This is a genomic window from Pantoea sp. XAF26B01_ASV70, assembly GCF_054512635.1.
Genome location: NZ_CM137251.1, coordinates 1,191,942 through 1,216,881, shown reverse-complemented (window position 1 = coordinate 1,216,881; position 24,940 = coordinate 1,191,942). Strand labels below are relative to the sequence as shown.

Annotated in this window: 24 protein-coding genes; 6 read left to right on the top strand and 18 right to left on the bottom strand. The window is 57.2% G+C overall.

All coding sequences use genetic code 11. The annotated features are described in order from the left end of the window. Positions 1-42 precede the first annotated feature (42 nt). The 3 genes from purC to dapA form a co-directional block, all read right to left on the bottom strand. Entirely contained in the window at positions 43-756 is a 714-nt protein-coding gene (purC, locus tag ACX8ZY_RS05860; RefSeq protein ID WP_010260002.1) for a phosphoribosylaminoimidazolesuccinocarboxamide synthase, read from the bottom strand. Between the two features lie 145 nt (positions 757-901). Further along, entirely contained in the window at positions 902-1,933 is a 1,032-nt protein-coding gene (gene bamC / locus ACX8ZY_RS05855) for an outer membrane protein assembly factor BamC (protein ID WP_010260005.1), read from the bottom strand. Between the two features lie 14 nt (positions 1,934-1,947). Continuing rightward, a complete protein-coding gene (dapA, locus tag ACX8ZY_RS05850) occupies positions 1,948-2,826 on the bottom strand; it encodes a 4-hydroxy-tetrahydrodipicolinate synthase (RefSeq protein ID WP_010260008.1) in 879 nt (292 codons plus the stop codon). Positions 2,827-2,969: 143 nt separating this feature from the next. On the opposite strand from dapA, the gene ACX8ZY_RS05845 reads away from it, so the two are divergent. Further along, the gene (locus ACX8ZY_RS05845) at positions 2,970-3,551 is read left to right on the top strand and encodes a glycine cleavage system transcriptional repressor (protein WP_010260011.1); all 582 of its coding nucleotides are present in this window, start codon (positions 2,970-2,972) and stop codon (positions 3,549-3,551) included. A 157-nt stretch (positions 3,552-3,708) separates the two neighbouring features. Beyond that, entirely contained in the window at positions 3,709-4,176 is a 468-nt protein-coding gene (bcp, locus tag ACX8ZY_RS05840) for a thioredoxin-dependent thiol peroxidase (RefSeq protein WP_010260016.1), read from the top strand. A gap of 99 nt (positions 4,177-4,275) precedes the next feature. Here the strand turns inward: bcp and ACX8ZY_RS05835 are convergent, their stop codons facing one another. The 9 genes from ACX8ZY_RS05835 to ACX8ZY_RS05795 all read right to left on the bottom strand — a co-directional run bounded on the left by ACX8ZY_RS05835 (position 4,276) and on the right by ACX8ZY_RS05795 (position 12,910). Next, positions 4,276-5,841, bottom strand: a complete 1,566-nt coding sequence (locus ACX8ZY_RS05835) for a sensor domain-containing diguanylate cyclase (RefSeq protein ID WP_010260020.1) — start codon at positions 5,839-5,841, stop codon at positions 4,276-4,278. 161 nt (positions 5,842-6,002) lie between these two features. Then, positions 6,003-6,833 (bottom strand): phosphodiesterase, encoded by an 831-nt coding sequence (locus ACX8ZY_RS05830; protein WP_172608136.1) that lies wholly within the window; start codon positions 6,831-6,833, stop codon positions 6,003-6,005. A gap of 8 nt (positions 6,834-6,841) precedes the next feature. After that, on the bottom strand, positions 6,842-7,825 hold the full coding sequence (locus tag ACX8ZY_RS05825; protein ID WP_010260026.1) for an ABC transporter ATP-binding protein: 984 nt from the start codon (positions 7,823-7,825) through the stop codon (positions 6,842-6,844). Then, positions 7,822-8,637: an ABC transporter permease gene (locus ACX8ZY_RS05820; protein ID WP_061901207.1), complete on the bottom strand. Its 816-nt coding sequence runs from the start codon at positions 8,635-8,637 to the stop codon at positions 7,822-7,824. The genes ACX8ZY_RS05825 and ACX8ZY_RS05820 overlap by 4 nt, the downstream gene beginning before the upstream one ends. Continuing rightward, entirely contained in the window at positions 8,634-9,509 is an 876-nt protein-coding gene (locus tag ACX8ZY_RS05815) for an ABC transporter permease (RefSeq protein WP_050482729.1), read from the bottom strand. Before ACX8ZY_RS05815 ends, ACX8ZY_RS05820 begins: the two co-directional genes overlap by 4 nt. After that, positions 9,509-10,531, bottom strand: a complete 1,023-nt coding sequence (locus tag ACX8ZY_RS05810; RefSeq protein WP_033769710.1) for an ABC transporter substrate-binding protein — start codon at positions 10,529-10,531, stop codon at positions 9,509-9,511. The genes ACX8ZY_RS05815 and ACX8ZY_RS05810 overlap by 1 nt, the downstream gene beginning before the upstream one ends. Beyond that, positions 10,515-11,540 carry a LacI family DNA-binding transcriptional regulator gene (locus ACX8ZY_RS05805; protein WP_277972574.1) on the bottom strand — a complete coding sequence of 342 codons (1,026 nt, stop codon included), beginning with the start codon at positions 11,538-11,540 and terminating at the stop codon, positions 10,515-10,517. The genes ACX8ZY_RS05810 and ACX8ZY_RS05805 overlap by 17 nt, the downstream gene beginning before the upstream one ends. Positions 11,541-11,664: 124 nt before the next feature. Further along, positions 11,665-12,273, bottom strand: a complete 609-nt coding sequence (locus ACX8ZY_RS05800; protein WP_010671341.1) for a DsrE family protein — start codon at positions 12,271-12,273, stop codon at positions 11,665-11,667. A gap of 31 nt (positions 12,274-12,304) precedes the next feature. After that, entirely contained in the window at positions 12,305-12,910 is a 606-nt protein-coding gene (locus tag ACX8ZY_RS05795) for a DsrE family protein (protein WP_010671340.1), read from the bottom strand. 754 nt (positions 12,911-13,664) lie between these two features. Here ACX8ZY_RS05795 and bepA point away from each other — a divergent pair. Together bepA and arsC are read left to right on the top strand one after the other, a co-directional pair. Further along, positions 13,665-15,128: a beta-barrel assembly-enhancing protease gene (bepA, locus tag ACX8ZY_RS05790; protein WP_010260049.1), complete on the top strand. Its 1,464-nt coding sequence runs from the start codon at positions 13,665-13,667 to the stop codon at positions 15,126-15,128. A gap of 32 nt (positions 15,129-15,160) precedes the next feature. Continuing rightward, a complete protein-coding gene (gene arsC, locus ACX8ZY_RS05785) occupies positions 15,161-15,502 on the top strand; it encodes an arsenate reductase (glutaredoxin) (protein ID WP_459260728.1) in 342 nt (113 codons plus the stop codon). Here the strand turns inward: arsC and hda are convergent. The 3 genes from hda to upp form a co-directional block, all read right to left on the bottom strand. After that, positions 15,499-16,200: a DnaA inactivator Hda gene (gene hda / locus ACX8ZY_RS05780; protein ID WP_195719715.1), complete on the bottom strand. Its 702-nt coding sequence runs from the start codon at positions 16,198-16,200 to the stop codon at positions 15,499-15,501. The two genes, arsC and hda, sit on opposite strands and share 4 nt — an antisense overlap. A 107-nt stretch (positions 16,201-16,307) precedes the next feature. Then, positions 16,308-17,591: a uracil permease gene (gene uraA, locus ACX8ZY_RS05775; RefSeq protein WP_010671338.1), complete on the bottom strand. Its 1,284-nt coding sequence runs from the start codon at positions 17,589-17,591 to the stop codon at positions 16,308-16,310. Between the two features lie 147 nt (positions 17,592-17,738). Continuing rightward, complete coding sequence (upp, locus tag ACX8ZY_RS05770) at positions 17,739-18,365, bottom strand: uracil phosphoribosyltransferase (RefSeq protein WP_009088774.1); 627 nt, start codon at positions 18,363-18,365, stop codon at positions 17,739-17,741. 230 nt (positions 18,366-18,595) lie between these two features. Between upp and purM the strand changes: the two genes are divergently transcribed. Beyond that, complete coding sequence (purM, locus tag ACX8ZY_RS05765) at positions 18,596-19,636, top strand: phosphoribosylformylglycinamidine cyclo-ligase (protein WP_010671337.1); 1,041 nt, start codon at positions 18,596-18,598, stop codon at positions 19,634-19,636. Further along, positions 19,633-20,271 (top strand): phosphoribosylglycinamide formyltransferase, encoded by a 639-nt coding sequence (gene purN / locus ACX8ZY_RS05760; RefSeq protein WP_010260066.1) that lies wholly within the window; start codon positions 19,633-19,635, stop codon positions 20,269-20,271. Before purM ends, purN begins: the two co-directional genes overlap by 4 nt. A gap of 109 nt (positions 20,272-20,380) precedes the next feature. On the opposite strand, the gene pstB is transcribed toward purN, so the two are convergent. Genes pstB through ACX8ZY_RS05745 form a run of 3 tightly spaced genes read right to left on the bottom strand, consistent with a single transcriptional unit; the run spans position 20,381 to position 24,879 of the window. Then, positions 20,381-21,148, bottom strand: coding sequence for a phosphate ABC transporter ATP-binding protein PstB (pstB, locus tag ACX8ZY_RS05755; RefSeq protein WP_421665270.1), 768 nt, complete (start codon positions 21,146-21,148; stop codon positions 20,381-20,383). Positions 21,149-21,160: 12 nt separating this feature from the next. Next, positions 21,161-22,795 (bottom strand): phosphate ABC transporter permease PstA, encoded by a 1,635-nt coding sequence (pstA, locus tag ACX8ZY_RS05750; protein WP_010260070.1) that lies wholly within the window; start codon positions 22,793-22,795, stop codon positions 21,161-21,163. Then, entirely contained in the window at positions 22,792-24,879 is a 2,088-nt protein-coding gene (locus tag ACX8ZY_RS05745) for an ABC transporter permease subunit (RefSeq protein WP_256849947.1), read from the bottom strand. The genes pstA and ACX8ZY_RS05745 overlap by 4 nt, the downstream gene beginning before the upstream one ends. Positions 24,880-24,940: the final 61 nt, after the last annotated feature.

The following is a 24,940-nucleotide window of genomic DNA, read 5'->3' as shown; positions in this document are numbered from 1 at the left end:
AGAGCCGGGGCTCTCCTTTTTCTTTCTGCGCGGCAGGCAAACTCAGTCGAGCTTCACGCCCAGCCGCTGTGCAACCGCTTCATAGGCTTCCACCACGCCGCCGAGGCTCTGGCGGAAACGGTCTTTATCCATTTTATCCAGCGTCTCTTTGTCCCACAGGCGCGCACCGTCTGGCGAAAACTCATCGCCCAGCGTCACTTCGCCGTTAAACAGACCAAACTCCAGTTTGAAGTCGACCAGAATCAGACCCGCATCGTCGAACAGTTTGCTCAGCACCTCGTTGGCTTTAAAGGTCAGCTCCTGCATCCGCGCCAGGTTCTGTTTGCTGACCCAGCCAAAGGTTTCGCAGTAGGATTCATTGACCATCGGGTCATGCTTTGCATCATCTTTCAGGAAAAGATCAAACAGCGGCGGATTGAGCACAATGCCCTCTTCCACGCCCAGACGTTTTACCAGCGAGCCTGCGGCGCGGTTACGTACCACGCACTCTACCGGCACCATCTCCAGCTTCTTCACCAGCGCTTCAGTATCTGACAGCAGCGCTTCCATCTGGGTCGGGATACCCGCTTCCTGCAATTTAGTCATGATAAAATGGTTAAACTTGTTGTTAACCATTCCCTTGCGATCAAATTGCTCGATTCGGGCGCCATCACCTGCTGACGTATCGTTGCGGAATTCGAGTATCAGCAGATCCGGGTTATCGGTGCTGTATACGGTTTTCGCTTTACCGCGATACAACTCAGCTCGCTTTTGCATCTTGTTCACTCCAGACTTGAAATAACGGGTGTTCAGCGGCCAGTGCCGCTGCGGCGATTGCCTTGACGCAATCGTTTACTTCGCCGCGCGCTATTATGCCAAAAACAAAATAAAAAGGCCGGAGAATCTCCGGCCTTGGGCAACTTTATTTGTTCAGCGCCGCCTGGAACACGGCCACCAGCGCATCGTTCTGCGACTGGGTCAGCACATGCCCTTTCGGGTCGATGAATTGCAGACTGGTGCGGTTGTCGAGATCGCCGACCTGCACTTTGTAATCACCGTTTGGTAATTCCGGATCTTTCGCACCGACTGAATCCCAGTCGCTGCTGCTCAGTGACTTGTAGGTCACCTTCATGCTGCCAGTTGAGCGGGTCGTGTCGGTCACTTCCATCCCGACGCGTTTCATTGCATCAGGCAGACGCTGCCATGCCACGTTGTATGGCGTACGCAGGATCAGCAGTGGCAGGCCGGTATCATCTGCACCGCTCTGCACATCAATGGCCCCATTCACCCGACCAGAGGCCGCGTTTTCACTCGCCGTATCAATCTTGTCCATACCGGTGCTGATGTCATTCAGCATCTGCGCGGTGTAACGCTGGATCTGCACAGGTGAGGTAATGGTTTTACCATCCTGCTGCAGCTCCAGCAGACGAACGGTTAACTGCTGCTGATAGCTCTGCGACTGCACGCTGATCTGGTAGCGGCCACGATACTGCTGATCTTCATCAGCACGGTTCCACTGCACCCAGTCCGTCGTCAGCTGCTGCCCTGCGTCATTACGTGAGGCAATCGGGAATTTGTAAGACTGCACCACGTTGACGACCTGCGACCAGACTGAGCCGCGGCTGTTATCAATCATCAGCGCGCCGGTATTGTTGCTGAACTGTGCGCGGGTGCCGTTCATCAGCGCCAGCGGCTGGGCTGGCGGACGGATGTCGAGCTGCTTGCCGGTGGGTGCCTGACTGGTCGTGCGCGGCACGTCGAAATCACCACGCTGCACCGGCAGGATCATTCCGGCAGGCGCTTTCAGTTCATTTAACTGACTGGCTTCAAGATAAGATTCGTCACCGCTGACCTGGCGCTTATAACGCTGATCGCTTGAACAGGCCGACAACAGCATCAGGGTAGAAAGCCCCACCACTGTGGCTACTGTTGACCGCTTTACTGAGTAATTCATTCAAACTCCCTAAATTATCGCAAACCCGCTTTCACCAGCGCCTGCTCCACTTTCGGCTGGCCGGCTGCAGTCAGTGGCGTCATTGGCAGACGCAGCGTGTCGTTAGCGATTAATCCTAGCTGTTTCGCAGCCCATTTCACCGGGATAGGATTGGGTTCACAGAAAAGCGTCTGGTGCAGATGCATCAGACGCTGATTCAGGCGGCGTGCCTCGACGAAATTGCCCTGCTGTGCGAGTTGACACAGTTCGACCATTTCGCGCGCAGCCACGTTGGCCGTCACCGAAATAACGCCTTTGCCGCCCAGTTGCATAAAGTCCAGCGCAGTCGCGTCATCGCCACTCACCAGAATGAAATCTTCATTAACCAGCTCTTGGATCTGACTAACCCGCGATAAGTTCCCGGTTGCCTCTTTGATTCCGATAATATTTTTGATTTCGGCCAGGCGGGCAACGGTTTCCGGCAGCATGTCACAACCGGTACGCGAGGGAACGTTATACAGCATCTGTGGCAGGCTGGTGCTATTCGCAATCGCTTTAAAGTGCTGGAACAGCCCTTCCTGCGTCGGACGGTTGTAATACGGGGTCACGGTCAGGCAACCCACAACGCCGGAATTTTCAAAACGCTTAGTCAGAGAGATGCCTTCAGCGGTGGCGTTTGCCCCGGTTCCGGCAATCACCGGAATACGGCCATCGGCCAGCTCCAGGGTCAGCATCACCACATCACCATGTTCTTCATGGCTCAGGGTAGCAGATTCGCCTGTGGTGCCGACGGATACGATCGCCGCGGTGCCGCTGGCGACGTGATAATCAATCAGTTTTTTCAGACTCGACCGGCAGACATTACCGCTGTCATCCATTGGCGTAACGAGTGCAACAATACTTCCCGTAAACATTGGCGATCCCCTCGACAAACAAGTGCTTCATGGTACGTTTTACACTTAGGGAAAAGCAAGCCAGCCACGCCATTCCCGCGCTTGTCAGCAGTTTTTTTTATGTTTACCTTATGGTTATTAGCGAAAGCAGAGGAAAAGCCATTTTGCCGCAATCTCAGCCCCATCATCTGGTGATCACCGCGCTCGGTGTTGACCGTCCGGGTATCGTCAACACCATTACCCGACACGTCAGCAGCTGCGGTTGCAATATTGAAGATAGCCGTCTTGCCATGCTTGGGGATGAGTTCACCTTTATCATGCTGCTGTCGGGCAGCTGGAACGCGATCACGCTGATTGAATCGACCCTGCCACTGAAAGGGGCAGAGCTGGAACTGCTGATCGTCATGAAGCGCACCAATGCCCGGCTCCGTCCGCCGATGCCCGACACCGCGTTCATTCAGGTTGAGGTGGCTGATTCGCCGCATATTATTGAACGCTTTACCGATCTTATCGATAAGCATCAGATGAATGTGGCCGAACTGGTGTCGCGCATTACGCCAGCGCAACACAATTTGCCCCCTACGCTCTATATTCAAATGACCGCTCACAGTCCGACGCGAACCAGTGGCACCCCGTTTGAGCAGGCGTTTAATACCCTGTGTCAGGAGCTGAATGCTCAGGGAACGCTGCGCCTTTACAGTGTGTCAGATGCCGACAGCAGCGAATCTGTCAGCGCGGTACGCTAAGCTTTGGTCAATTAACCGGAGTTATTTCTCCACATTACTGCCACTGAAAGGTGACCGGCTATGTGGTGAAATACCCCCTGATGGTAATTTTCCCTCTGGCCGTTTCTGACCGGATGGTGTATTACCCACAGCCTGAATAAGAAAATGGAGAGATGTAATGAATCCACTGAAAGCCGGAGATACTGCACCCGCATTTAGCCTGCCCGATCAGGACGGCGAACACGTGAATCTGACCGACTTCCAGGGACAGCGCGTTCTGGTGTACTTTTACCCGAAAGCGATGACACCAGGCTGCACCGTGCAGGCGTGCGGTCTGCGTGACAACATGGATGAGTTGAAAAAAGCGGGCGTGGAAGTGCTGGGCATCAGCACCGACAAACCGGAAAAACTGTCAAAGTTTGTCGAAAAAGAGCTGCTGAACTTTACCCTGCTCTCCGATGAAAACCATGAAGTCTGCCAGGCGTTTGGCGTCTGGGGCGAAAAAACGTTTATGGGGAAAACCTATGACGGCATTCATCGCATCAGCTTCCTGATAGATGCTGAGGGCAGGATCGAAAAAGTGTTTGATAACTTCAAGACCTCGAATCACCACGACATGGTGCTGGATTACGTCAAGTCAGCCTGATGTTGAGGGGCGCGGTAGCCTTAACGCCGCGCCCTGCTTAACTTCCCCTTCCCCACCCATTTTTATCCTGCCGTTGCGAAACACTGTGAGTTAACGCGATTACGCGGCGGCCACGATAACGCAGTTGCGCCCGGCATTTTTCGCCTCATAGAGTGCCGCATCCGCCTGTTTTAAACTGCCTTCCAGCCCGACATCCTGCGAACCATTCCAGGCCGCGACGCCGATAGACAAGGTAATGCGTCCCACGTCGGTGAGCCAGGCTTCTGCAATACCCAGTCGCACGCGCTCGGCGATAATCTGCGCCTCATCCAGCGCCGTTCCCGGCAGCAGCATCAGAAACTCCTCTCCGCCGTTGCGGCACACCACATCAGACTGACGGGCGCTGGCACGCAGCGTGCTAGCGACCTGCTGAATCACCCGGTCACCCACATCGTGGCCCCAGCTATCGTTGACGTTTTTAAAGTGATCGATATCCAGCGCCAGCACCGAGAAAGGCTGGCGTAGCGTGCGGTAGTACTCCAGTACCGCATTAAGACCACGGCGATTCAGCAACTGAGTCAGGGGGTCGGTCTGGGCTTCCGAACTCAGACGACCGATTTTGTCCTGCACCAGTCCGATGCCGGTGAGTAGCGCGCGCTTGACCTGCGCCGCCTCAAAATACCAGGCACTGATGCCGCCAATCTCTTTTGATACGCCCTGCGCATCCATCCGGCTGGCTTTGCGGGCCAGCTGGAACAGTGGTCGGGCAATCAGCCGTGCCAGCCCTAACGCAACCAGCAGGGTCAGCAGCGCGAACGGCACCGAGTTTTTCAGGACTTTCATTAACAGGCCTGAAAGCGGGTTCAGCGTGACGTTAATCGGCTTCAGCGCCACCACCGTCCAGCCGGTAGTCGGGACGACGGCATAGCCCGCCAGCTGCGTGGACTCACCTGCACCCGCAAGCATCAGCGAGCCATTGGTCTGCTCGTCACGCGGACTGACGATGGCGGGCAGAACTTTACCAATCAGCTGACGATTCTGGTGATACAACACCTCATTATTACTGTCGAGCACATAGACCGTGGTGCCATCACGGTAGAATTGTTCACCCAGTAGCGCATTCAGAATGCTTTTTTTCTTCAGATAGATCGTGCCGCCGATGTAGCCCAGATAGTCGCCATCGGGACTCCAGATTGGCCAGGAGACAAACACCAGCAGATTATTGGCTGCAGAAAGGGTCGGTTTACTGATGATCGGCTGCCGCAACGTCAGCGCTTCGCGGGAGGCGTCGCTGGTGACACGCATCCCTTTCAGCGTCAGGGATTCGGGCGAGATCGCTTTGATGGCGCCCTGCTCATCCACCACAGCAACCGAGTTGAAACTGGTAGTCTGCTCACGCAGACGATTGACTTCGCTATTCAGCAGTCCTTCATTATTAAAGTCACGGCTTAGCTGATTGGCGCTGTAGTGCAACTGTGACTGCGCCAGCTGAAAAAAGATTTCACTGGTTGAGGCCAGCTTGGCGGCATAGGCCCGGTTAGCCTCAAGCGTGGTGTCAATCAGCACCTGGCGCTGCACCCGCCAGGTGGCGTAGAGCGTATTCGCGAGCGTGATAACAATGCTGACAATCACCAGCAGGGCGATCAGATTGCGCAAGTCGGCCTTGGGCCGAAAGAGCTTTAACATGGCGTCGCCGCCCCGGAGAAGAGTGTCATGTCGTGAATGCCTGATTATTTTTTTAATGTGTGCCAGAAGCCCTGATAGCCGGGCTTAAGTCTACACTGTGTCGGCATTTTTGAGCAGCATTAAGACAAATATCACCCCGCTTAATACAGATTTAGCTGGCACTAATCGATTAACCCCTGACTATCGTAAAATGGCCAGGGTCCCGAAAAGTGGCCAATCGCGCACTGATGCGTGACCATTCCCTGCACTGGCTGCCAGCAATGGAGCAAAAAGCCGGGCGGCTCCAGAATAAAGTGAGCCGGCCCCTCCGGGTGCAGATCCAGAGCCACCTGATGCGACACGCCGGGTGCAACACAGGCCAGGGTTCCGGCAAAGCGGGTCTGCAGGCTGCGATGCAGATGACCACAAAGCACCCGCTCAACCTGCGGATGGCGGGCAATGATCGCCTCAAGTGCCTCAGGATGGCGTAACCGTTGCCGATCCATATGCGCAATGCCACAGGCAAAAGGGGGATGATGCAGCATCACCAGCGTGGGCTGATCCGCGGCCTCGCGCAGTGCCTGATCCAGCCATTGCAACTGCTGCTCATCTACCTCCCCCCACGGCTGTTGCGGTACGCTGGAGTCCAGGGCCAGCAGCCTGACGCCGCCCACGCTAAGCTGCCAGTTCAGGGTCGGCCCCGCTTGCAGGTAGGTGTGATCCGGGAAGGCAGCACGCAGTGCCTCGCGATCGTCGTGATTGCCCGCCATCAGATAAAAGGGCAACTGGAGGCGCTGCAGGGCTTCGCGCAGCGTCTGATACTCTTCCGGCCTGCCAAAATCGACCAGGTCGCCGGTAATCACCACCACATCGGGGCGCGGCTGCAGCGCGTTAAGGGTATCGATAACCTGCAGTAAAGCGGCATGGGTATCGACCTGTTTATAAGAGAGACGACCAAAAGCCTTGATATGCAGATCGCTGATTTGCGCGATGACCGTGGGTTGAACAGACACAAGACTCCTTAGCAACTAAATTCCAGCGCGGCCTGGCGGGTCAGCGACCAGCTGATGCGCTGTCCCGCCTGCCAGATTTCGCGGGCATGACGCTCGACCTGAATGGGGTTATCCAGCCCGATATCGATCAGTAAGCGCTGCGAGGCGCCAAGAAACGTACTGCCTACCACCACACCGCGCTGGGCATAGCGGGTGTCGTCGGCCAGCAGCACATCTTCCGGGCGGCAAAAACGCAGGGGATGACCGTCGGGATCGTGCGCAATGCAGTTTATGGCGCCCACAAAATCCGCTACAAAGCGGGAGGCCGGGCGCTGATAAATTCCCTGCGGAGTATCGAGCTGCACCAGACGGCCCTGCTCCATCACCGCGATGCGATCGCCCAGCGCCATCGCCTCCTGCTGATCGTGGGTGACGTAAACCGCGGTGATCGCCAGCCGCTTGAGCAGCGCGCCGATCTCCAGCCGCAGTCGATCGCGCAGCCTGGCGTCAAGCGCCGCCAGCGGCTCATCGAACAACAGAACTTTAGGCCGGGCGGCCAGCGCACGTGCCAGCGCCACCCGCTGCTTCTGCCCGCCGGACAATTTATCAATCGCCCGGTGGGACAGATGTGTCAGGTCAACCAGTGCCAGCATCTCCGCGACCCGCGCATCACGCTCGGCACGTGGCACGCCCTGCACCTTCAGACCATAGGCGACGTTCTGCGCCACGTTGAGCGTCGGGAACAGCGCGTAGTTCTGAAACACCATGCCAACATTGCGTTTCTCAATCGGCAGCGCGGTGACGTTACGCTTGTCAAACCAGATCTCTCCCGGGGGATCGCTGCTATCCAGACCGCTGATAATACGCAGCAGCGTGGTTTTGCCACAGCCTGACGGCCCCAGCAATACCAGTGTTTCACCGGCGTGAACCTGCAGGTCGAGCGGATGCAGCGCGACCTGCTGATTAAAGCGACGCGAGCAGTGGCGCAGCGTCACGTTGACGGCCTCATTCATACGGTTTCCTCTCTCTGCTGCCGCGAAGATTGCCGTTCCAGCCAGTGATTACAGGCGTTGAGCAACAGCAGCAGCGGTAAAATCATCATAATAAAGATCAGGGTATAGGCGGACCCGACTTCCAGTCGCATCGAGGTGTAGCTGTCGGCCAGACCGACCGGCAGGGTTTTGGTCAGTGGCGTGTGCAGCATCCAGGTAATGTTGAACTCCCCCACCGACAGGGTGATCACCATAAATGCGCCCGCCAGAATGCCGTTGCGGCAGTTCGGGACGACCACGGTAAAGAAGCGGCGCCAGAAGCCTGCCCCCAGGCTGGCGGCAGCTTCTTCAAGGCGCGGCAGATCAATCGCCTGCATCACCGACAGCACCGGTCGGATCATAAAGGGCAAGGTAAAGAGCACATGGCCGATAAGGATGAAGAGCCAGCTGTCGCGCAACGCGCTGAACTGACCATAAAGCAGAATGATGCCCAGTGCGGTGGCCAGGCCCGGCAATGCGACTGGCAGCATCAGGCACTCCTCAATGCGGCTGGCCCAGCGTGACGGTGATTTCAGTAAGCCCCAGGCGGCCGGCACGCCAGCGATAACCGTCACCGCCAGACAACTCAGAGCGATCAGCAGCGACAGCCAGAAGGTGTCGGCATACATCTGCCACACCTGTTCCACCCACTTCAGCGTCAGGCCGCTGCGCAGGCCAGTGAAATAGTTCTGCATGACGCCCGCCAGCATCGAGAGCACAACCGGCACAATCATAAACAGCGCGGTGAGGCTGGTGATCACCACCTGCAGCCAGAACAGCCCCCGGCGTTTCATGCCTTCTCCTTACGGCGGGCAGCCAGTCCGTTCGCCAGCATCAGCGCCAGCCAGGCCACCGCCCCCATCACCACCGAAAGCGCCGCTGCGGTGGCAAAGTTGGCGTAATTAGTGAACTCACCATAAATGGTCAGCGGCAGCACCGCGAGCTCTGTGCCAAGGGTAAATGCGGTGCCAAAGGCACCCATGCTGGTGGCGAAGCAGAGCGCGCCGCAGGAGAGCAGCGCCGGTTTCAGCCCAGGAATGATGACGTCAATGATGATGCGCCACTGGCTGGCACCCAGCGATCGGGCGGCCTCTTCCAGCGAACGGTCCAGCTTTTCACTGGCCGCCACCAGCGTCACGATGGCGCGCGGCAGCGAAAAATAGAGATAGCCAATAAATAAGCCGCTGAGCGAATAGGCAAGGACCCAGCGCTCATGAAACAGGCTGAGACTGAGTTGCGCCAGAACACCCTGACGCCCCGCCAGCATGACCATCAGAAATCCCACCACCACGCCCGGAAAGGCCAGCGGAAAGGTCAGCAGCGCCAGCAGCGTGCCTCGCCCGGTAAAGCGCTGCCGTGCCAGAAAGCAGCCCACCACCGCAGCAATCAGCAGCGTCACCAGCGTGACCGCTGCCGAGAGCAGCACGGTATTCAGCAGGCTTTGCAGATATTGCGGCTGGCTGATTACCGTCCAGTAGCCACTGTGGTGAGTCGTGCGATCCTCCGTCATACCGATCTGCAACAGACGAGCAAACGGCAACAGCCAGAAGGCAGCAAAAAACAGCAGCGCAGGCAGCAGCATCCACGGCCAGTTTGCCCCCAGCGGCCGAAGGCGGTGGCGAACTGAGTCGCCAGCAGCAAACGGATTGATCTCTGAGAGTGACATCAGCGGATCTCGCTCAGGTAACGGGCGGAGAAGCTCTTCTGCGCATCGGCCATCTGCTGATAATCCACCGTGTGAGCGCGCGCATAGTCGCTGTCAGGCAGAAAATATTTCTTCGCTTCGGGTGACATCGCGCCCGCCCGGACCGGACGCAGCCAGGCATTAGCCCAGATCGCCTGACCGGCATCTGACAGCACGAAATCGATCACTTTCTTACCGTTGGCCGGATGCGGCGCATTTTTCACCAGGCTGATGACGTAAGGCACCGTGACCGTCCCCTCGCTGGGGATCACAAATTCCACATTGGCGTGATCTTTGTAGCGGGCGCGATAGGCGTTGAAGTCGTAGTCGATCAGAATCGGGATTTCGCCTGAAATCAGCCGGGCATAGGCGGTCTGCTTAGGCACAATCGGCTGGTTGCGTTGCAGCGCTTTGAACCAGTTGATGGCCGGGGTGAAGTCATGAAGACTGCCGCCTTTCGCCTGATTCACCGCGACGGCTGCAACGTAGCCCACAAAGGCGCTGGCCGGATCAAGATAACCCACCATGCCTTTATATTCCGGCTTCAGCAGATCATCCCAGGAACGCGGCACCGGCGCGCCACCCAGCGCATCAACATTGACCATAAAGCCCATGGTACCGGAGTGCAGCGCCACCCACTTGCCAGCAGGATCTTTCATGCCTGCCGGGATCTGATCCCAGTTTGCCGGTTTGTAAGCGCTGACCACGTCTGCGCTGACTGCCTGAATGCCGAAGCTGACGCCGTAATAGACCACGTCGGCGACCGGATTGCTTTTCTCGGCAACCAGCTGCGCCAGCGCCTGACCCGAATTTTTATTATCCTGCGGCACATGAATACCCGTCGTTTTTTCGATCGCCTGGAGCTGTGTCGCCCAGTCGGCCCACTCTGGCGGGCAGTTGTAGCAGATAGCATTTTCAGCCGCCTGCGCCCACGATGAGGCAAGCGTGCATCCGGCCAGCAGCGCAGCGCTGGCGATAGGTTTGAAATTAACGGTGAGTGACATGATGTTCCCCTGAAAAAGAGCCATGAAATGCCGGGGCGACACTCTCCCCGAAACGTAAATGATGAGCCAGCAGATGGGTTTTACCGCCGACGGGATTCAGAAGCAGGTCAATAGCGCGCGCGCCCATTAGCGCAATCGGCTGCACCACGCTGGCCAGTGAAGGTGAAAGCTGTTCGCCCAGCTCAATGCCATCGAAGCCGACCACGGAGAGCTGATTCGGAACGCTGACGCCGGCACGCGCAGCGGCGCCCAGCAGGCTGATAGCCAGCAGATCGTTACTGCAAATCACCGCCGTCAGCGGCAAAGGTGCATTAATCAGCGGCAGCAACAGATGGAAATCGGACTGGATATGGCTGGGCATCTCAATCATCGCCTGCGGCGTCAGACCGGCCTGCTGCATGGCATCGCAGTAGCCAAGGTAGCGCAGACGGGCGCGGTCAGATTGCTGCATAGGACCCGCAGCCATCACGATGTGGCGGTGGCCCAGTGACACCAGATGGGCGGTCGCTTCGGCAATGGCTTTGCGGTTATCTACGCACAGCGCGGGCCATTCGTGCTGTTGCGGTACGTTGTGGGTCAGCACGAAGGGCATCTTCGCCGCCGCCAGTGTCGGCAGCAGCGCACTGCTGTCGGCATCTGCCACCGTCAGTACCAGACCGGCGACACGCTGGTGCAGCATATGTTCGACAATGGCCGCTTCCCGCTCAGCCTGATAGTCACTGGTTGCTACCAGCAGCCCATATCCCGCCAGACGAGCCTGCTGCTCCATCGCCTGTAACTGCATGGCAAAAACCGGATTGAGCAGTGAAGGCAACAGGACGCCAAGCGTGGTGGAGTGCTGGGTGCGGAGCTGACGGGCAATATGATTTGGACGGAAACCGATCTGTTCCGAGGCGGCAAGCACCTTTTGCAGCGTGCCCGGTTTTAGCAGATGAGGGTCAGAAAAGGCGCGTGCGGCGGTTGCGCGGGAGACCCCTGCCAGTCTGGCTACGCTGATTAAATCGGTCATGACTGCCTCGTGTATTGTCGATGAGATCGATCTCATTGCGACAACACTAGCGGCGTTCTATGACAGGGGCATCACAGGAATTTGACGGGCAGGTGACAGCGGCAGTGACGCCGCTGTGAGGGAATTAAAGCATCAGGAAGGCGTAACCGCTGTTTTCCAGGGTCGCAACGGTGGTGCCGCTGGAGATGGTGTGAGTGACCATCGGGTCGATCCAGTTGCGCTCAAGCTGATGAAACGCCACTGACTGATCGCAGATAGTGACCTGAACGCCCGCTTTTTTCAGTTCGCTGATCAGCTTCAGGTTCGGGTTATCGACGCCGTAGGCTTTGCTGAACTGGTCATTATTCAGCGCTGATGAAACCGCGTCGCCGTTAATTGATACCACAAATTTCAGCTGGTCGAGTGGCACACCTGCCGCATAATAGAGGTTGGTGACGCGCGCTACGCGCTCCAGACCGAGATTCGGCTTACGAATATCCCCTTCACTGCGGTTGATCTGAAATACTATTTTATTACTCAGGCCCGCTGTCGTGCCGGGTTTAAATGCAGGCGTATCGACATAATGTATTTTGCCGTAGCCTTCAATCGCTGGCGTACTCCAGAAATCAGCAGGTTCGGATTTATTATCCGCCATTTTTCCGCTGACCTTATCGAATAATTCCGGCAACTGTAAAACATTGCCTCCGATAAATCCCGCTACGGCTGCCATCACCACTAAAGCTGCTGGACGCATTAACTCTTCTCCCGATCGTTTAAAACATCAATTACATTGCCAGCCACGCGTATCCCTGGTTTTGCAGGGTTGATACGGTGGTCGGACTGGAAAGCGCATGGACTACAGATTTATCAATCCAGTTATTGGGATAGTGATGGAATGCCACGGACTGATCGCAGACCGAGACTTTCACTCCCGCCTGATTCAGCTCATTAATCAGCTTCAGGTTTGGATTTTCGATGCCATAAAACTTTTTAAAATGGGCATTATCCAGCATGGCAGGGGTCGCGTCGCCGGTGACCGAAACGACAAACTTCAGCTGATCGGCCGGAATGCCGGAGGCGATATATAAATTCACCACGCGCGCCACACGCTCCAGTCCCAGATTGGGCGCGGTCATCGCGCCATCGCTTCGGGTAATCTGGAAAACAATTTTATTGCTCAGGCCCGCCACCGGTTTAAACGCGGCGTCGGGCTCATAATGAATTTTGCCGTAACCTTCAATCGCTGGTGTGCTCCAGAATCCCGGGGCTTCCTGTGGCTCGGTTGCAAAATGGCGTGTCACTTTGTCATAAATCTCGCCACTCTGTGTGACAGCCGCGCCAACGACTCCGCCAATAATGGCGATTAACGCGTATGAAACAACTGAACGCATAACACTTCTCTCCGGCAAATAATGTCTGGCAGATTCAGGACTGAATCAGGTCGGCTATCTATATCACAGCGCAGGCATAATTCTCGCCTGCGTAAATTCAGGTCAGCGCGCGGCTGATAACTGCTGAAATTATTCACCTTCCGTATTAATCGAAAAGTTTCATTATGAGGAAAAAAAGGTCTTAATCAGAATGGACCTGAATTTTTGTGCTTTTTTCCATTTCTGTGACATTAACAGCAATAAATAACAGCCAGTTGTAGCTGGAATAAGCAGGATAACGGCGGAAGCTACGATTTAATTTATCAATGGCGAAGAGGAGATTGACGGCTCAGAGAGGGCTATTTTTTCAGAGTAGACCTGGAAAAACTCATGCCATAGTCAGTTTTTTTGAGTGAATTTACATAACTTTAAAAAAATCCGATCACAGGCTAAATCTGCGCGGCAGCAGATTCTGCTTTATTCTGCCGAAGCGCATTGGGAATAAATGAATAAGGCGTTACTTAACCGCTCACAAACCCGGCGATACTCCGCCGGGTTTTATTCGTTTAACCGCGGTTTAAGTTGGCAGGATGTTCAGTTTTTTTCGTCAAAATGGGCGATCTTGCACAAATTACGTTGGTCGTTTGCCAGAAAACGACATTTCATTCTTTTGATGCTCTGGTTAAGATAGTCACGAACCGTCGTTATCTGCGAAAAATGGAACATTCCCGCTGCGCACCTGTCCATTTTCAGGGCCTCTCTACAGGATTAAGGCATGTTGAACCGGTTAAAGAAAACGCTGATCGCCGCGCTCCTTCCGACGCTCATTTTCACTACTCTGTCACCTGCTTATGCCGATGTCAGTGATTCACTTCCCGATATTGGCACTACGGCCGGTTCGACGCTGTCGATTAATCAGGAACTGCAGATGGGCGACTTTTATGTGCGCCAGCTGCGTGCCAGTGCGCCGCTGATCAACGATCCGCTGCTTAATCAGTATATTAATCAGCTGGGTCAGCGACTGGTGTCGCATGCCGACTCAGTGAAAACCCCGTTCCACTTCTTTCTGATTCAGAACGATGAGCTCAACGCCTTTGCCTTTTTTGGTGGCAACGTGGTGCTGCACTCAGCGCTGTTCCGCTATACCGAAAATGAAAGCCAGCTGGCGTCAGTAATGGCGCATGAGATCTCACACGTTACCCAGCGCCATCTGGCGCGCGCAATGGAAGATCAGAAGCGCAATGCGCCACTGACATGGGTCGGTGCGCTGGGCTCTATTCTGCTGGCGATGGCCAATCCGCAGGCAGGCATGGCAGCACTGACCGGCACCCTGGCGGGAACTCAGCAGGGAATTATCAGTTTTACCCAGGGTAATGAGCAGGAAGCCGACCGCATCGGAATTCAGGTACTGCAGCGCGCCGGGTTTGATCCTCAGGCGATGCCGAACTTTTTACAGAAGCTGGCCGATCAGAGCCGTTTCTCCTCGAAGCCTCCTGAAATTCTGCTGACGCATCCCCTGCCCGACAGCCGTCTGGCGGATGCCCGCAACCGCGCTAACCAGATGCGGCCGGTGGTGGTGCAATCTACAGAAGATTTCTATCTGGCAAAAGTGCGTTCACTGGGCATGTACTCCACCGGGCGTAATCAGCTCACCGACGAACTGCTGAGCCAGTATGCCAGCGGCAATTCTCGTGAGCAGCTGGCGTCACAATATGGCAAAGCCATACAGTTTTTGCAGGCGAAAAGCTTTGCCGATGCGAAGCGGATTATGACGCCGCTGCTGGCGAAACAGCCTAATAACGTCTGGTTCCTGGATCTTATGTCAGATATCGATATCGGCCTGAATCAGCCACAACAGGCGATCGCCCTGCTCAGCGCCGCCACCAGTGCAAAAAACAGCCCGGTGGTGCAGCTCAACCTGGCCAACGCCTACGTTGAAGCGAAACAGTATGCCAATGCCAGCCGCATTCTGAATCGCTACACCTGGGCTAATAAAGATGATCCCAACGGCTGGGATTTGCTGGCCCAGGCGTCTGCACAGCAGGGACTGAATGATGAAGAGTTATCGGCGCGGGCAGAGAGTCTGGCGCTGAATGGCCAGCTCGATCAGGCGATCACCGCGCTTGGCAGCGCCAGCGCACAGGTGCCGCTCGGCAGCCTGAAACAGGCGCGCTACGATGCCCGTATCGATCAGCTGCGCCAGTTACAACAGCGCTTTAAGCAATATCAGAAAGGTTGAGCATTCACGCTGCGAATAAAGGAGAGTCTGAGATGGTGACGATTTACCACAACCCGCGCTGCAGCAAGAGCCGCGAGACGCTGGCACTGCTGAACGCCCGCGGGATAGAGCCGGACGTGGTGCTCTATCTGCAAACGCCGCCCGATCGCGAGACGCTGCAAATCCTGTTACAGAAACTGGGAATGCAGAGCGCACAGCAGTTGATGCGGACTAAAGAGGCGATCTATAGCGAACTGGCACTCAGCGACAAAAGCGAAAGTGCACTGCTGGATGCGCTGGTGGAACATCCGGTGCTGATTGAAAGGCCGATAGTGCTCAATGCCGACAAGGCGCGGATCGGACGTCCGCCCGAAGCGGTGCTCGACCTGTTTTAAAGGCCGAGTGTCTCTTTCACAAACGGAATGGTGAGTTTACGCTGGGCGCTGATCGAGGCGCGATCAAGCCGATCCAGCGTATCAAACAGGGTGCGCATCTCACGATCCAGTCGCTTCAGCAGGAAGCGCCCCACATCTTCCGGCAGCTCAAATCCGCGTAACCCGGCGCGCAGTTGCAGCGCCTGTAATTTGTCTTCGTCGGAGAGAGGCTGCAGGCGATAGATCTGCCCCCAGTCCAGCCGCGAGGCGAGATCGGGCAGTTGCAGATTAAGCTGGCGTGGCGGACGATCGCCGGTAATAAACAGGCGCGTATTGCCGGTTTCCAGAATACGGTTATAGAGATCGAAGATCGCCATTTCCCATTCAGGCTCGCCTGCAATGCACTCGATGTTATCGATGCAGACCAGTGACAGCTGCTCCATCCCTTCCAGTACTTCCGGTACAAACCAGGTGCGTTTATCCAGCGGAACGTAACCGACCGCTTCGCTGCGCGCTGACATCTCGGCGCACGCGGCGTGCAGCAAATGGCTCCGCCCTCCGCCTTCGCGTGACCAGAAGTAGAGATAGCTGCCATGTTGTTGGTTGAGAGCGCCTTTCAGCGCGGCAATCAGCGACGGGTTTTCCCCCGGCCAGAAGCTGGAGAAGGTTTCATCGTCAGGTAAATAGAGTGGCAATGACAATTGTGCCGGCGTGTTCAGAAGCACCTCAGCAAGAGAACAAGCAAAAAATCGGGGGAAGTCTAACACAGTTTTCAGAAAGAGATGAATGGGGCGTCCCTGCCCCGATCCTGTCAGGCTTGCTGCGATCACGGCTCGCGCGATTCTTCAGCCTCCAGCACCACTTCTTCCGGACGCAACAGCGAGATCACACGGAAGATCAGCGCTAATCCAACCCCTACGATTGTCGCCAGCGCCATGCCTTTCAGCTCCGCAGCACCGATATGTACCTTCGCACCGCTGACGCCGATGATCAGGATCACCGAGGTCAGGATCAGATTTTGCGCTTTGTTGTAATCGACTTTGGACTCGATCAACACCCGGATACCGGATGCGCCGATCACGCCATACAGCAGCAGCGACACGCCGCCCATTACCGGTACCGGGATCGCCTGGATCACCGCCGCCAGTTTGCCGACACAGGAGAGCAGGATCGCCAGAATCGCCGCGCCGCCAATCACCCAGGTACTGTAGACGCGGGTAATTGCCATCACACCGATGTTTTCGCCGTAGGTGGTGTTAGGCGTTGAACCAAAGAAGCCGGAGATGACCGTTGATAAGCCGTTGGCGAACATCGAACGATGCAGGCCAGGGTCGCGAATCAGATCTTTCTTTACGATGTTGGCGGTGACCACCAGATGACCGATATGCTCGGCAATCACCACCAGCGCCGCAGGCAGGATCGTCAGCATCGCCACCCACTCAAAGCGCGGGGTATAGAAGGTTGGCAGCGCAAACCAGGGGGCTTTGACCACGCCGCTCCAGTCAACGATGCCCATAAATGCAGAGAGCAGATAACCCGCCACCACCCCGACCAGAATCGGGATGATCGCCAGGAAGCCACGAAACAGCACGGAACCGAATACCGTCACTGCCAGCGTGACCAGCGAAATCAGCACGGTTGTACTGTCGGGCGCACTGCCTTCCGCGGGCAGCAAACCCGCCATATTGGCGGCTACCCCTGCCAGTTCCAGACCGATGACGGCGACAATCGCGCCCATCGCCGCCGGGGGAAACATCACATCGAGCCAGCCGGTGCCCGCGCGTTTGACAATCAGCGCCACCAGACAGAACAGCACGCCGCACAGGATAAATCCGCCCAGCGCGACCTCATAACCCAGCGGCAGCAATAGCAGTACCGGCGAGATAAAGGCAAAACTGGAACCGAGGTAAGCGGGAATTTTGCCTTTACAGATAAAGAGGTAGATCAGCGTGCCTACGCCGTTAAATAACAGCACCGTCGCCGGGTTGATGTGGAACAGAATCGGTACCAGTACCGTGGCACCAAACATGGCGAACAGGTGTTGCAGGCTGAGTGGAATGGTTTGCAGTAACGGCGGTCGTTCACTGACGCCAATGGCGCGACGAGTCATCATTTATCCCCTTGTGTTATTTATCCCCCAGGGCGCGCGCCTCTGGCACAGCAGCAGGCACGCCGGTGAGCCTCGCAGCCACACCGAACCCGTTCGGGGATCTTTTTTTTGCCAAAAAAAAGCCGACTCTCTGGTCGGCTGTGCGATTTATTTGGTTCCGAAAATCTTGTCCCCGGCATCGCCGAGCCCGGGAATGATGTAACCCTTCTCATTCAGTCCCTGATCCACTGACGCGGTGTAAAGCTCAACGTCAGGATGCGCTTTCTCCAGCGCGGCAATCCCTTCTGGTGCGGCAACCAGTACCAGCACTTTAATGCTGGTGCAGCCCGCTTTCTTCAGCAGGTCGATGGTGGCAATCATGGAACCGCCAGTCGCCAGCATAGGATCGACGACCAGCGCCAGGCGCTCTTCGATGTTAGAGACCAGCTTCTGGAAATAGGGAACCGGCTCCAGTGTCTCTTCATCACGGTAAACACCCACCACGCTGATACGGGCGCTGGGAACGTGCTCCAGCACCCCTTCCATCATGCCAAGACCGGCACGCAGAATCGGCACCACCGTGATTTTTTTGCCTTTGATCTGATCGATCTCTACCGGGCCATTCCAGCCCTCAATGGTTACGCGCTCTGTTTCCAGATCGGCGGTCGCTTCGTAGGTCAGCAGGCTGCCCACTTCAGACGCCAGCTCGCGAAAACGCTTTGTACTGATATCATGCTCACGCATCAAGCCCAGTTTATGTTTGACCAGCGGGTGTCTGACTTCCACGATCTTCATTGGTGTTCTCCCGGAATGAGTTGAGCTAAAAAAAAATCGCGGGATTATACCGCCTTTTACGCTCCGCGCCACCTGCTCTTGCGCAAAGCCGCGGGTTTTACCGGGACAAATAGAGGATTAATGAAAATCGCCCGATGCGCAATCCCGGACTCGCAAACGTTTGCCTGCACTGATAGAATTGCCGCGCTTTATTTTAAACCACCAACCGCAACTCGCGTGGGGACCTCGCAGTGACCGACAAAACCTCTCTCAGTTACAAAGACGCCGGTGTTGATATTGATGCTGGTAACGCTCTGGTTGACCGTATTAAAGGCGTAGTGAAAAAGACGCGTCGCCCGGAAGTGATGGGTGGACTGGGCGGTTTTGGTGCGCTTTGCGCGCTGCCGCAAAAATACCGTGAACCGGTGCTGGTCTCCGGCACCGATGGCGTTGGCACCAAGCTGCGTCTGGCGATGGATCTCAAACGTCACGATGCCATTGGTGTTGACCTGGTGGCGATGTGCGTCAACGACCTGGTGGTACAGGGCGCCGAGCCCCTCTTCTTCCTCGACTACTACGCTACCGGCAAACTGGATGTGGATACCGCCTCTGCGGTGATCACCGGCATCGCCGAAGGTTGTCTGCAGTCGGGTTGTGCGCTGGTGGGCGGTGAAACCGCTGAGATGCCAGGCATGTATCACGGTGAAGATTACGATGTGGCCGGTTTCTGTGTTGGCGTGGTGGAAAAGTCAGAGATCATTGATGGCAGCAAGGTGCAGGATGGCGACGTACTTATCGCCTTGGGCTCCAGTGGCCCGCACTCCAACGGCTATTCGCTGGTGCGTAAGATTCTGGAAGTCAGCAACACCGATCCGCTGGCTGAACAGCTGGAAGGCAAACCGCTGGCCGATCATCTGCTGGAACCGACCCGCATCTACGTGAAAAATATCCTGAGCCTGATTGAGCAGGTCGATGTTCACGCTATCGCACACCTGACCGGCGGCGGATTCTGGGAGAATATTCCGCGCGTGCTGCCCGACAACACTCAGGCGGTGATCGACGAGAAGAGCTGGCAGTGGCCGGCCGTCTTCAGCTGGTTACAGCAGGCAGGCAACGTCAGCCGTTTCGAGATGTACCGCACCTTTAACTGCGGCGTCGGCATGATCATCGCCCTGAGTCCGGCAGACGCGGACAACGCGATTGCGCTGATGCAGGCTGCGGGCGAGAAAGCCTGGAAGCTCGGCGTAATTAAAGCGTCTGATGCCGAAGAGCGTGTGGTCATCAACGGATGAAAAAGCTGGTTGTACTGATTTCCGGCAACGGAAGTAACCTTCAGTCCATCCTTGACGCCTGTGCAAGCGGGCGGATTCACGGCAGCGTGGCTGCCGTGTTCAGCAACCGCGCCGCCGCTTATGGCCTTACGCGGGCGCAGGAGGCGGGGATTCCCGCCCACTCGCTTGCCGCCAGCGACTTCACTGACCGCGAAGCCTTCGATCGCCAGCTCATCGCTGAAATCGAAGCCTACACTCCAGACCTGATTGTGCTGGCAGGATATATGCGCATTCTCAGCAGCGCGTTCGTGGCCCATTTTCACGATCGCCTGCTGAATATCCACCCTTCCCTGTTGCCGAAATATCCGGGTCTGCATACGCATCGTCAGGCGCTGGAAAATGGCGATAGCGAACATGGCACCTCCGTACATTTCGTCACTGACGAGCTGGATGGAGGTCCGGTGATCCTGCAGGCCAAAGTCCCGGTTTTTCCCGGCGACAGCGAAGCGGAGATTACGGAGCGGGTGCAGCATCAGGAGCATGCCATCTATCCGATGGTAATCGGCTGGTTTGTTGAGGGTCGTCTGGCGATGCGTGACGGCAAGGCCTGGCTGGATGGCGAACCGCTGCCGCCGCAGGGTTATGCTAACGACTGACCCGACAGGGGAAGCCGGGGCTTCCCCTGAAGTGCTGGCGGTCAGGGTAAAGGCTCAGGGAGCCTTTGAGCCGTCTGACATAACAACCTGCTCTGCTCCCGTTACTGACTTAACCGTAACGCCCCGTAATATAATCTTCGGTCCGTCGCTGTTTTGGCGCGGTAAAGATACGGTCAGTCTCATCAAACTCAACTAACGCGCCCTGATGCATAAACGCGGTGTAATCTGACACGCGAGAAGCCTGCTGCATGTTGTGCGTCACCAGCACCAGTGTGAAATGCTGCTTGAGCGTGGTCATCAGCTCTTCAATCACCAGCGTGGAGATGGGATCCAGCGCGGAGGTCGGCTCATCCAGCAGCAGAACTTCCGGTTCAATCGCAATGGCGCGGGCAATCACCAGCCGCTGCTGCTGTCCGGTCGAGAGCGTCAGCGCATTCTGTGACAGCTGATCTTTAACCTCACTCCACAGCGCCGCCGCGCGCAGCGCACGTTCACAGGCTTCGTTCAGCACCCGCCGATCGCGTACACCCTGTAAACGCAGCCCGTAGACCACATTTTCATAGATCGATTTTGGAAAAGGATTGGGGCGCTGAAACACCATGCCGACCCGACGACGCAGCGCCGAGAGATCCTGCTCAGGTCGCAGGATCGGCTGCGATCCCAGCAACACCTCACCCTCGACCCGGCAATGATCAATCACATCATTCATGCGATTAAAGCAACGCAGCAGCGTCGATTTGCCACAGCCGGAGGGACCAATCAGCGCGATAATCTTGTTTTTTGGCACCTGCAGCGAAATAGCCTGCAGCGCCTGGCGCTCGCCATACCACAGCGACAGCTGGTTAACGGTCAGCGCGATATCCGTGTCGGACGTCATAGTCATAGCCTGTTATTGAGTCATAAGGCGATAGCGTTCACGCAGACGGTGACGCAGGCCCATCGCCAGCAGATTAAGCGACAGAATAATCAGCACCAGCAGCAGCGCGGTGGCGAACACCAGCGGCCGGTCAGCTTCAATATTCGGACTCTGAAACGCCAGATCGTAAATCTGGAAGCCCAGATGCATAAATTTGCGATCCAGATGCAGATAAGGAAACACCGCGTCGACGGGCAGTTCCGGCACCATTTTTACCACGCCAACCAGCATCAGCGGCGCGGTTTCACCAGCGGCACGCGCCACCGCCAGAATCAGGCCGGTCAGCATGGCAGGCACCGCCATCGGCAGCACCACGTTCCACAGGGTTTCCGCCTGAGTCGCGCCCAGCGCCAGCGACCCCTGCCGCAGGCTGTTGGGAATGCGGGATAGTCCCTCTTCGGTCGCCACAATCACCACCGGCAGCGTTAGTAACGCCAGAGTCAGCGACGCCCACAGCAAACCAGGTGTCCCGAAGGTGGGATTGGGCAGCGCGCTGGCGAAGAAGAGCTGGTCTATCGTGCCGCCCACCAGCCAGACAAAGAAGCCCAGACCAAATACGCCATAGACGATTGAAGGAACGCCTGCCAGATTGACCACCGCGATGCGCACCAGTCTGGTCAGCGCATTGCGTCCGGCATATTCATGCAGCCAGATGGCGGCGATGACACCCAGCGGCATCACGACCACCGACATCAGCAGCACCATCAGCACGGTGCCAAAGATCGCCGGGAACGCCCCGGATTCACTCTCGCCTTCAGCGGGTGAATCACTGACGAAACGCCACAGCTGATGCAGAAAATGCAGCGTTTTGCCGGTCAGCGTCATCGCGTTCGGCTTCCAGCTGTCAACGATTTCGGTCAGCGGGATCGCATGTTCGGTGCCATGCACATCCCGCAGGATTAACAGATCGCGCTGACTCTGCTGTTGCAGCGAAGCCAGTGTCTCGCTCAGCTGATTAAAACGGCGCTGCAAAGCGGCCTGATTGGCCTGATATTCTGACTCGGCCTGCAGATCAAAGCGCCCGGCAGCACGGTTTGTGGCCGCCTGCTCATCAAGCTGCTCACGCTGGCTGTTGAGGCGCGCCATATCGACCCGGCGAATCTGATTAGCCTGCCGCACCAGCATCTGCACCTGTCCGAGCCGCTGATGCAGCAGTGCATCGGGATCCTGCGCAGTCAGCTCTTCATTATCCTCACGCAGGCCGACAAACCAGCCGTATGCCTGACCGTGGCTGCGGCGCTGCAGCACCATGATGTCCGCAGGCTGGCTGACCTGCGCTGCCGTGCGACTGTAAACCACCCGGAAATCGGGTGCGTCCCAGTCACGGTTACCGGTTTTAATCAGATAACGATTAACCTGTCCGCCGCTGTTGCCCTGCTCATCTGCCGGGGCCGGAAAGCGCCGCTGATGTTCCAGGGTTTCACCCAGCAGGCGCGTCTCGGCCCCTTCAGGCTGGCTAAAAGTGTAGAGATCGACGCGCTGCGGCCAGAAAGCGCGCACGCCCTGCCAGGCCAGTAACCCAATCAGCAGCGTAAAGGCCAGCAGGCAGACGGCTACGGCACCGGCGGTTAGCCAGCGCCAGCGATCGTTCTGTTGCATCGCTTTCATGCCTGCTCCTCGTGCTGGCTGTAGCGCTGGCGCAGCCGCTGACGGATCAGCTCGGCAACCGTGTTGATCACCAGCGTAAACAGCAGCAGCATCAGGGCGCTAAGAAACAGCACGCGATAATGAGCACTCCCCGCCGCCGCTTCCGGCATCTCAATGGCGATATTGGCGGACAGCGCGCGCAGGCCGCTGAACAGGCCACCTTCACTTTGCGGCGTGTTGCCGGTCGCCATCAGCAAAATCATGGTTTCTCCTACGGCACGCCCCAGACCAATCATCAGAGCGGCAAAAATACCGGCGGAAGCACCCGGCAGCACGACGCGGGTCAGGGTTTGCCACGGCGTCGCGCCCAGTGCCAGCGAGCCCTGCCCCAGTGCAGCCGGCACGCTGAACAGCGCATCCTCAGAGAGGGTAAAGATCAGCGGTACCAGCGCAAAGCCCATCGCCAGCGCGGCCACCAGCAGATTGCGCTGTTCGTAATGCGGCAGCCAGTCGCCCGCATCCGGTATCAACAGCGTGGGCAGCCACAGCGACAGCAGCGTGACCAGCAGCAACAGCGGCAGCAGAATCAGCACTTCATGACCCGGCTGACGCCAGCGCGGCGGTAAACGCGCGCTGAACACGCCGCACAGCAGCAGCGTGCCCGCCAGCGTCAGCGGCAGCAGCAGCACACCCACCAGCGCCTGACCAATATGCGGCGCGAGCCAGATCCCGGCAATCAGCCCCACCACTACGCTTGGCAGCGCACCCATCATCTCAATGGCCGGTTTGACCCAGCGTCGCAGGCCTGGCGCCATAAACCAGGCGGTGTACATCGCCGCCGCCAGCGCCAGCGGTGTGGCAAACAGCAGCGCTAAACTCGCCGCTTTCAGCGTACCCATCACCATCGGCATCAGGCTGAACTTGGCCTGATAACTGTCACCCGCCGCGGTCGATTGCCAGATCCAGTCCGGTCCGGGGTAATTTTCATACCAGATTTTTTGCCAGAAATTGCGCCAGGTGACGTCCGGCCACGGATTATCAAGCCGCAGGGTCTGCCAGCTTCCCGCCCGTTCAATCAGCAGGCTGTCGCCACGTGGCGAAAACTGCGCCTGCACAATGCCAGGTTCCAGCTGACGCTGCAGTATCGGGCCATCCTGCTTGCTGGCAAACAGCCGCAGCATCCCCTGTTTACTGAGCGTCGCAAACACGCGGCGTTGTGATTCCGTCACCAGAATGGTCTCACCGTCGCTGTTGGCAAAAGTACGAATGCGCTGCAGGCGCGGCCCCTGTTCGCTGGCGATAGCAAACCACTGCGTGACGCCGCTGCCATCCTGGATCAGCAGGCTTGTGCCGCCCACCAGCAGATGCAGACTTTTTGGCCGCTGCGGCAGGGCGTGCGTTTCGCGCAATAGTGCACGGTCATCGTCAAGTTGCCAGACCCGCAGCAGATTGCCTTCGGTGGTGTAGAGCAGATCGCCGGACGGCGAGAGCGCCAGCAGATCCAGCTGGCGTTGCGGCAGCGGGATAACCGAGGCCTGGCGATCGGTGCCGAGCGTCAGCACCCGGAGTCCGGCCTCAGTGAGTGCGGCTATACGCCACTGACCCGCATGGCGCGTCGCCAGCGCCATCTTCGTCACTGCGCCATCGGGCAGATGAAACGGTTTGTCTCCCAGCGGAAAACGCCACTGCTGGTCGGCGGTTGGCTGAATCAGAGTCAGCGCACCCTGCATATTCAGCAGTAACGTCTGCTCATCGGCACTCCGCACTATCTCCCCGGGCGGCGGGGTCAGGGCCAGTGCCGGTTCCGCAGGCTGACCATCCAGCGGAATAAAACGCGCCGCACCGCGCTCGCTGATGCGCCAGCCGACCTTCCCCTGATTGCCAATCGCTAAGGCTGGCGCACGATCCCAGAGTTGCTGGCTGGCCGCAATCTGCAGGCCCGGCGCATTAAACAGCGGTAATACCACGCCAATCAGCCAGCAGAAGAGCAGCAGCATCAATAGCAGGATCGCCACGCCACAGCAGGTGACCAGTCGCCGTGTCAGACGGTCAACGGCACGACGCTTACGATCGCTGAATTGGACAGGAATGTGGTTTGCGCTCATGCGGTTCCGCTAGCAGGCCAAAATAAGCCGCTATGTTGCCCGTAGCCGATTGATAAGACAA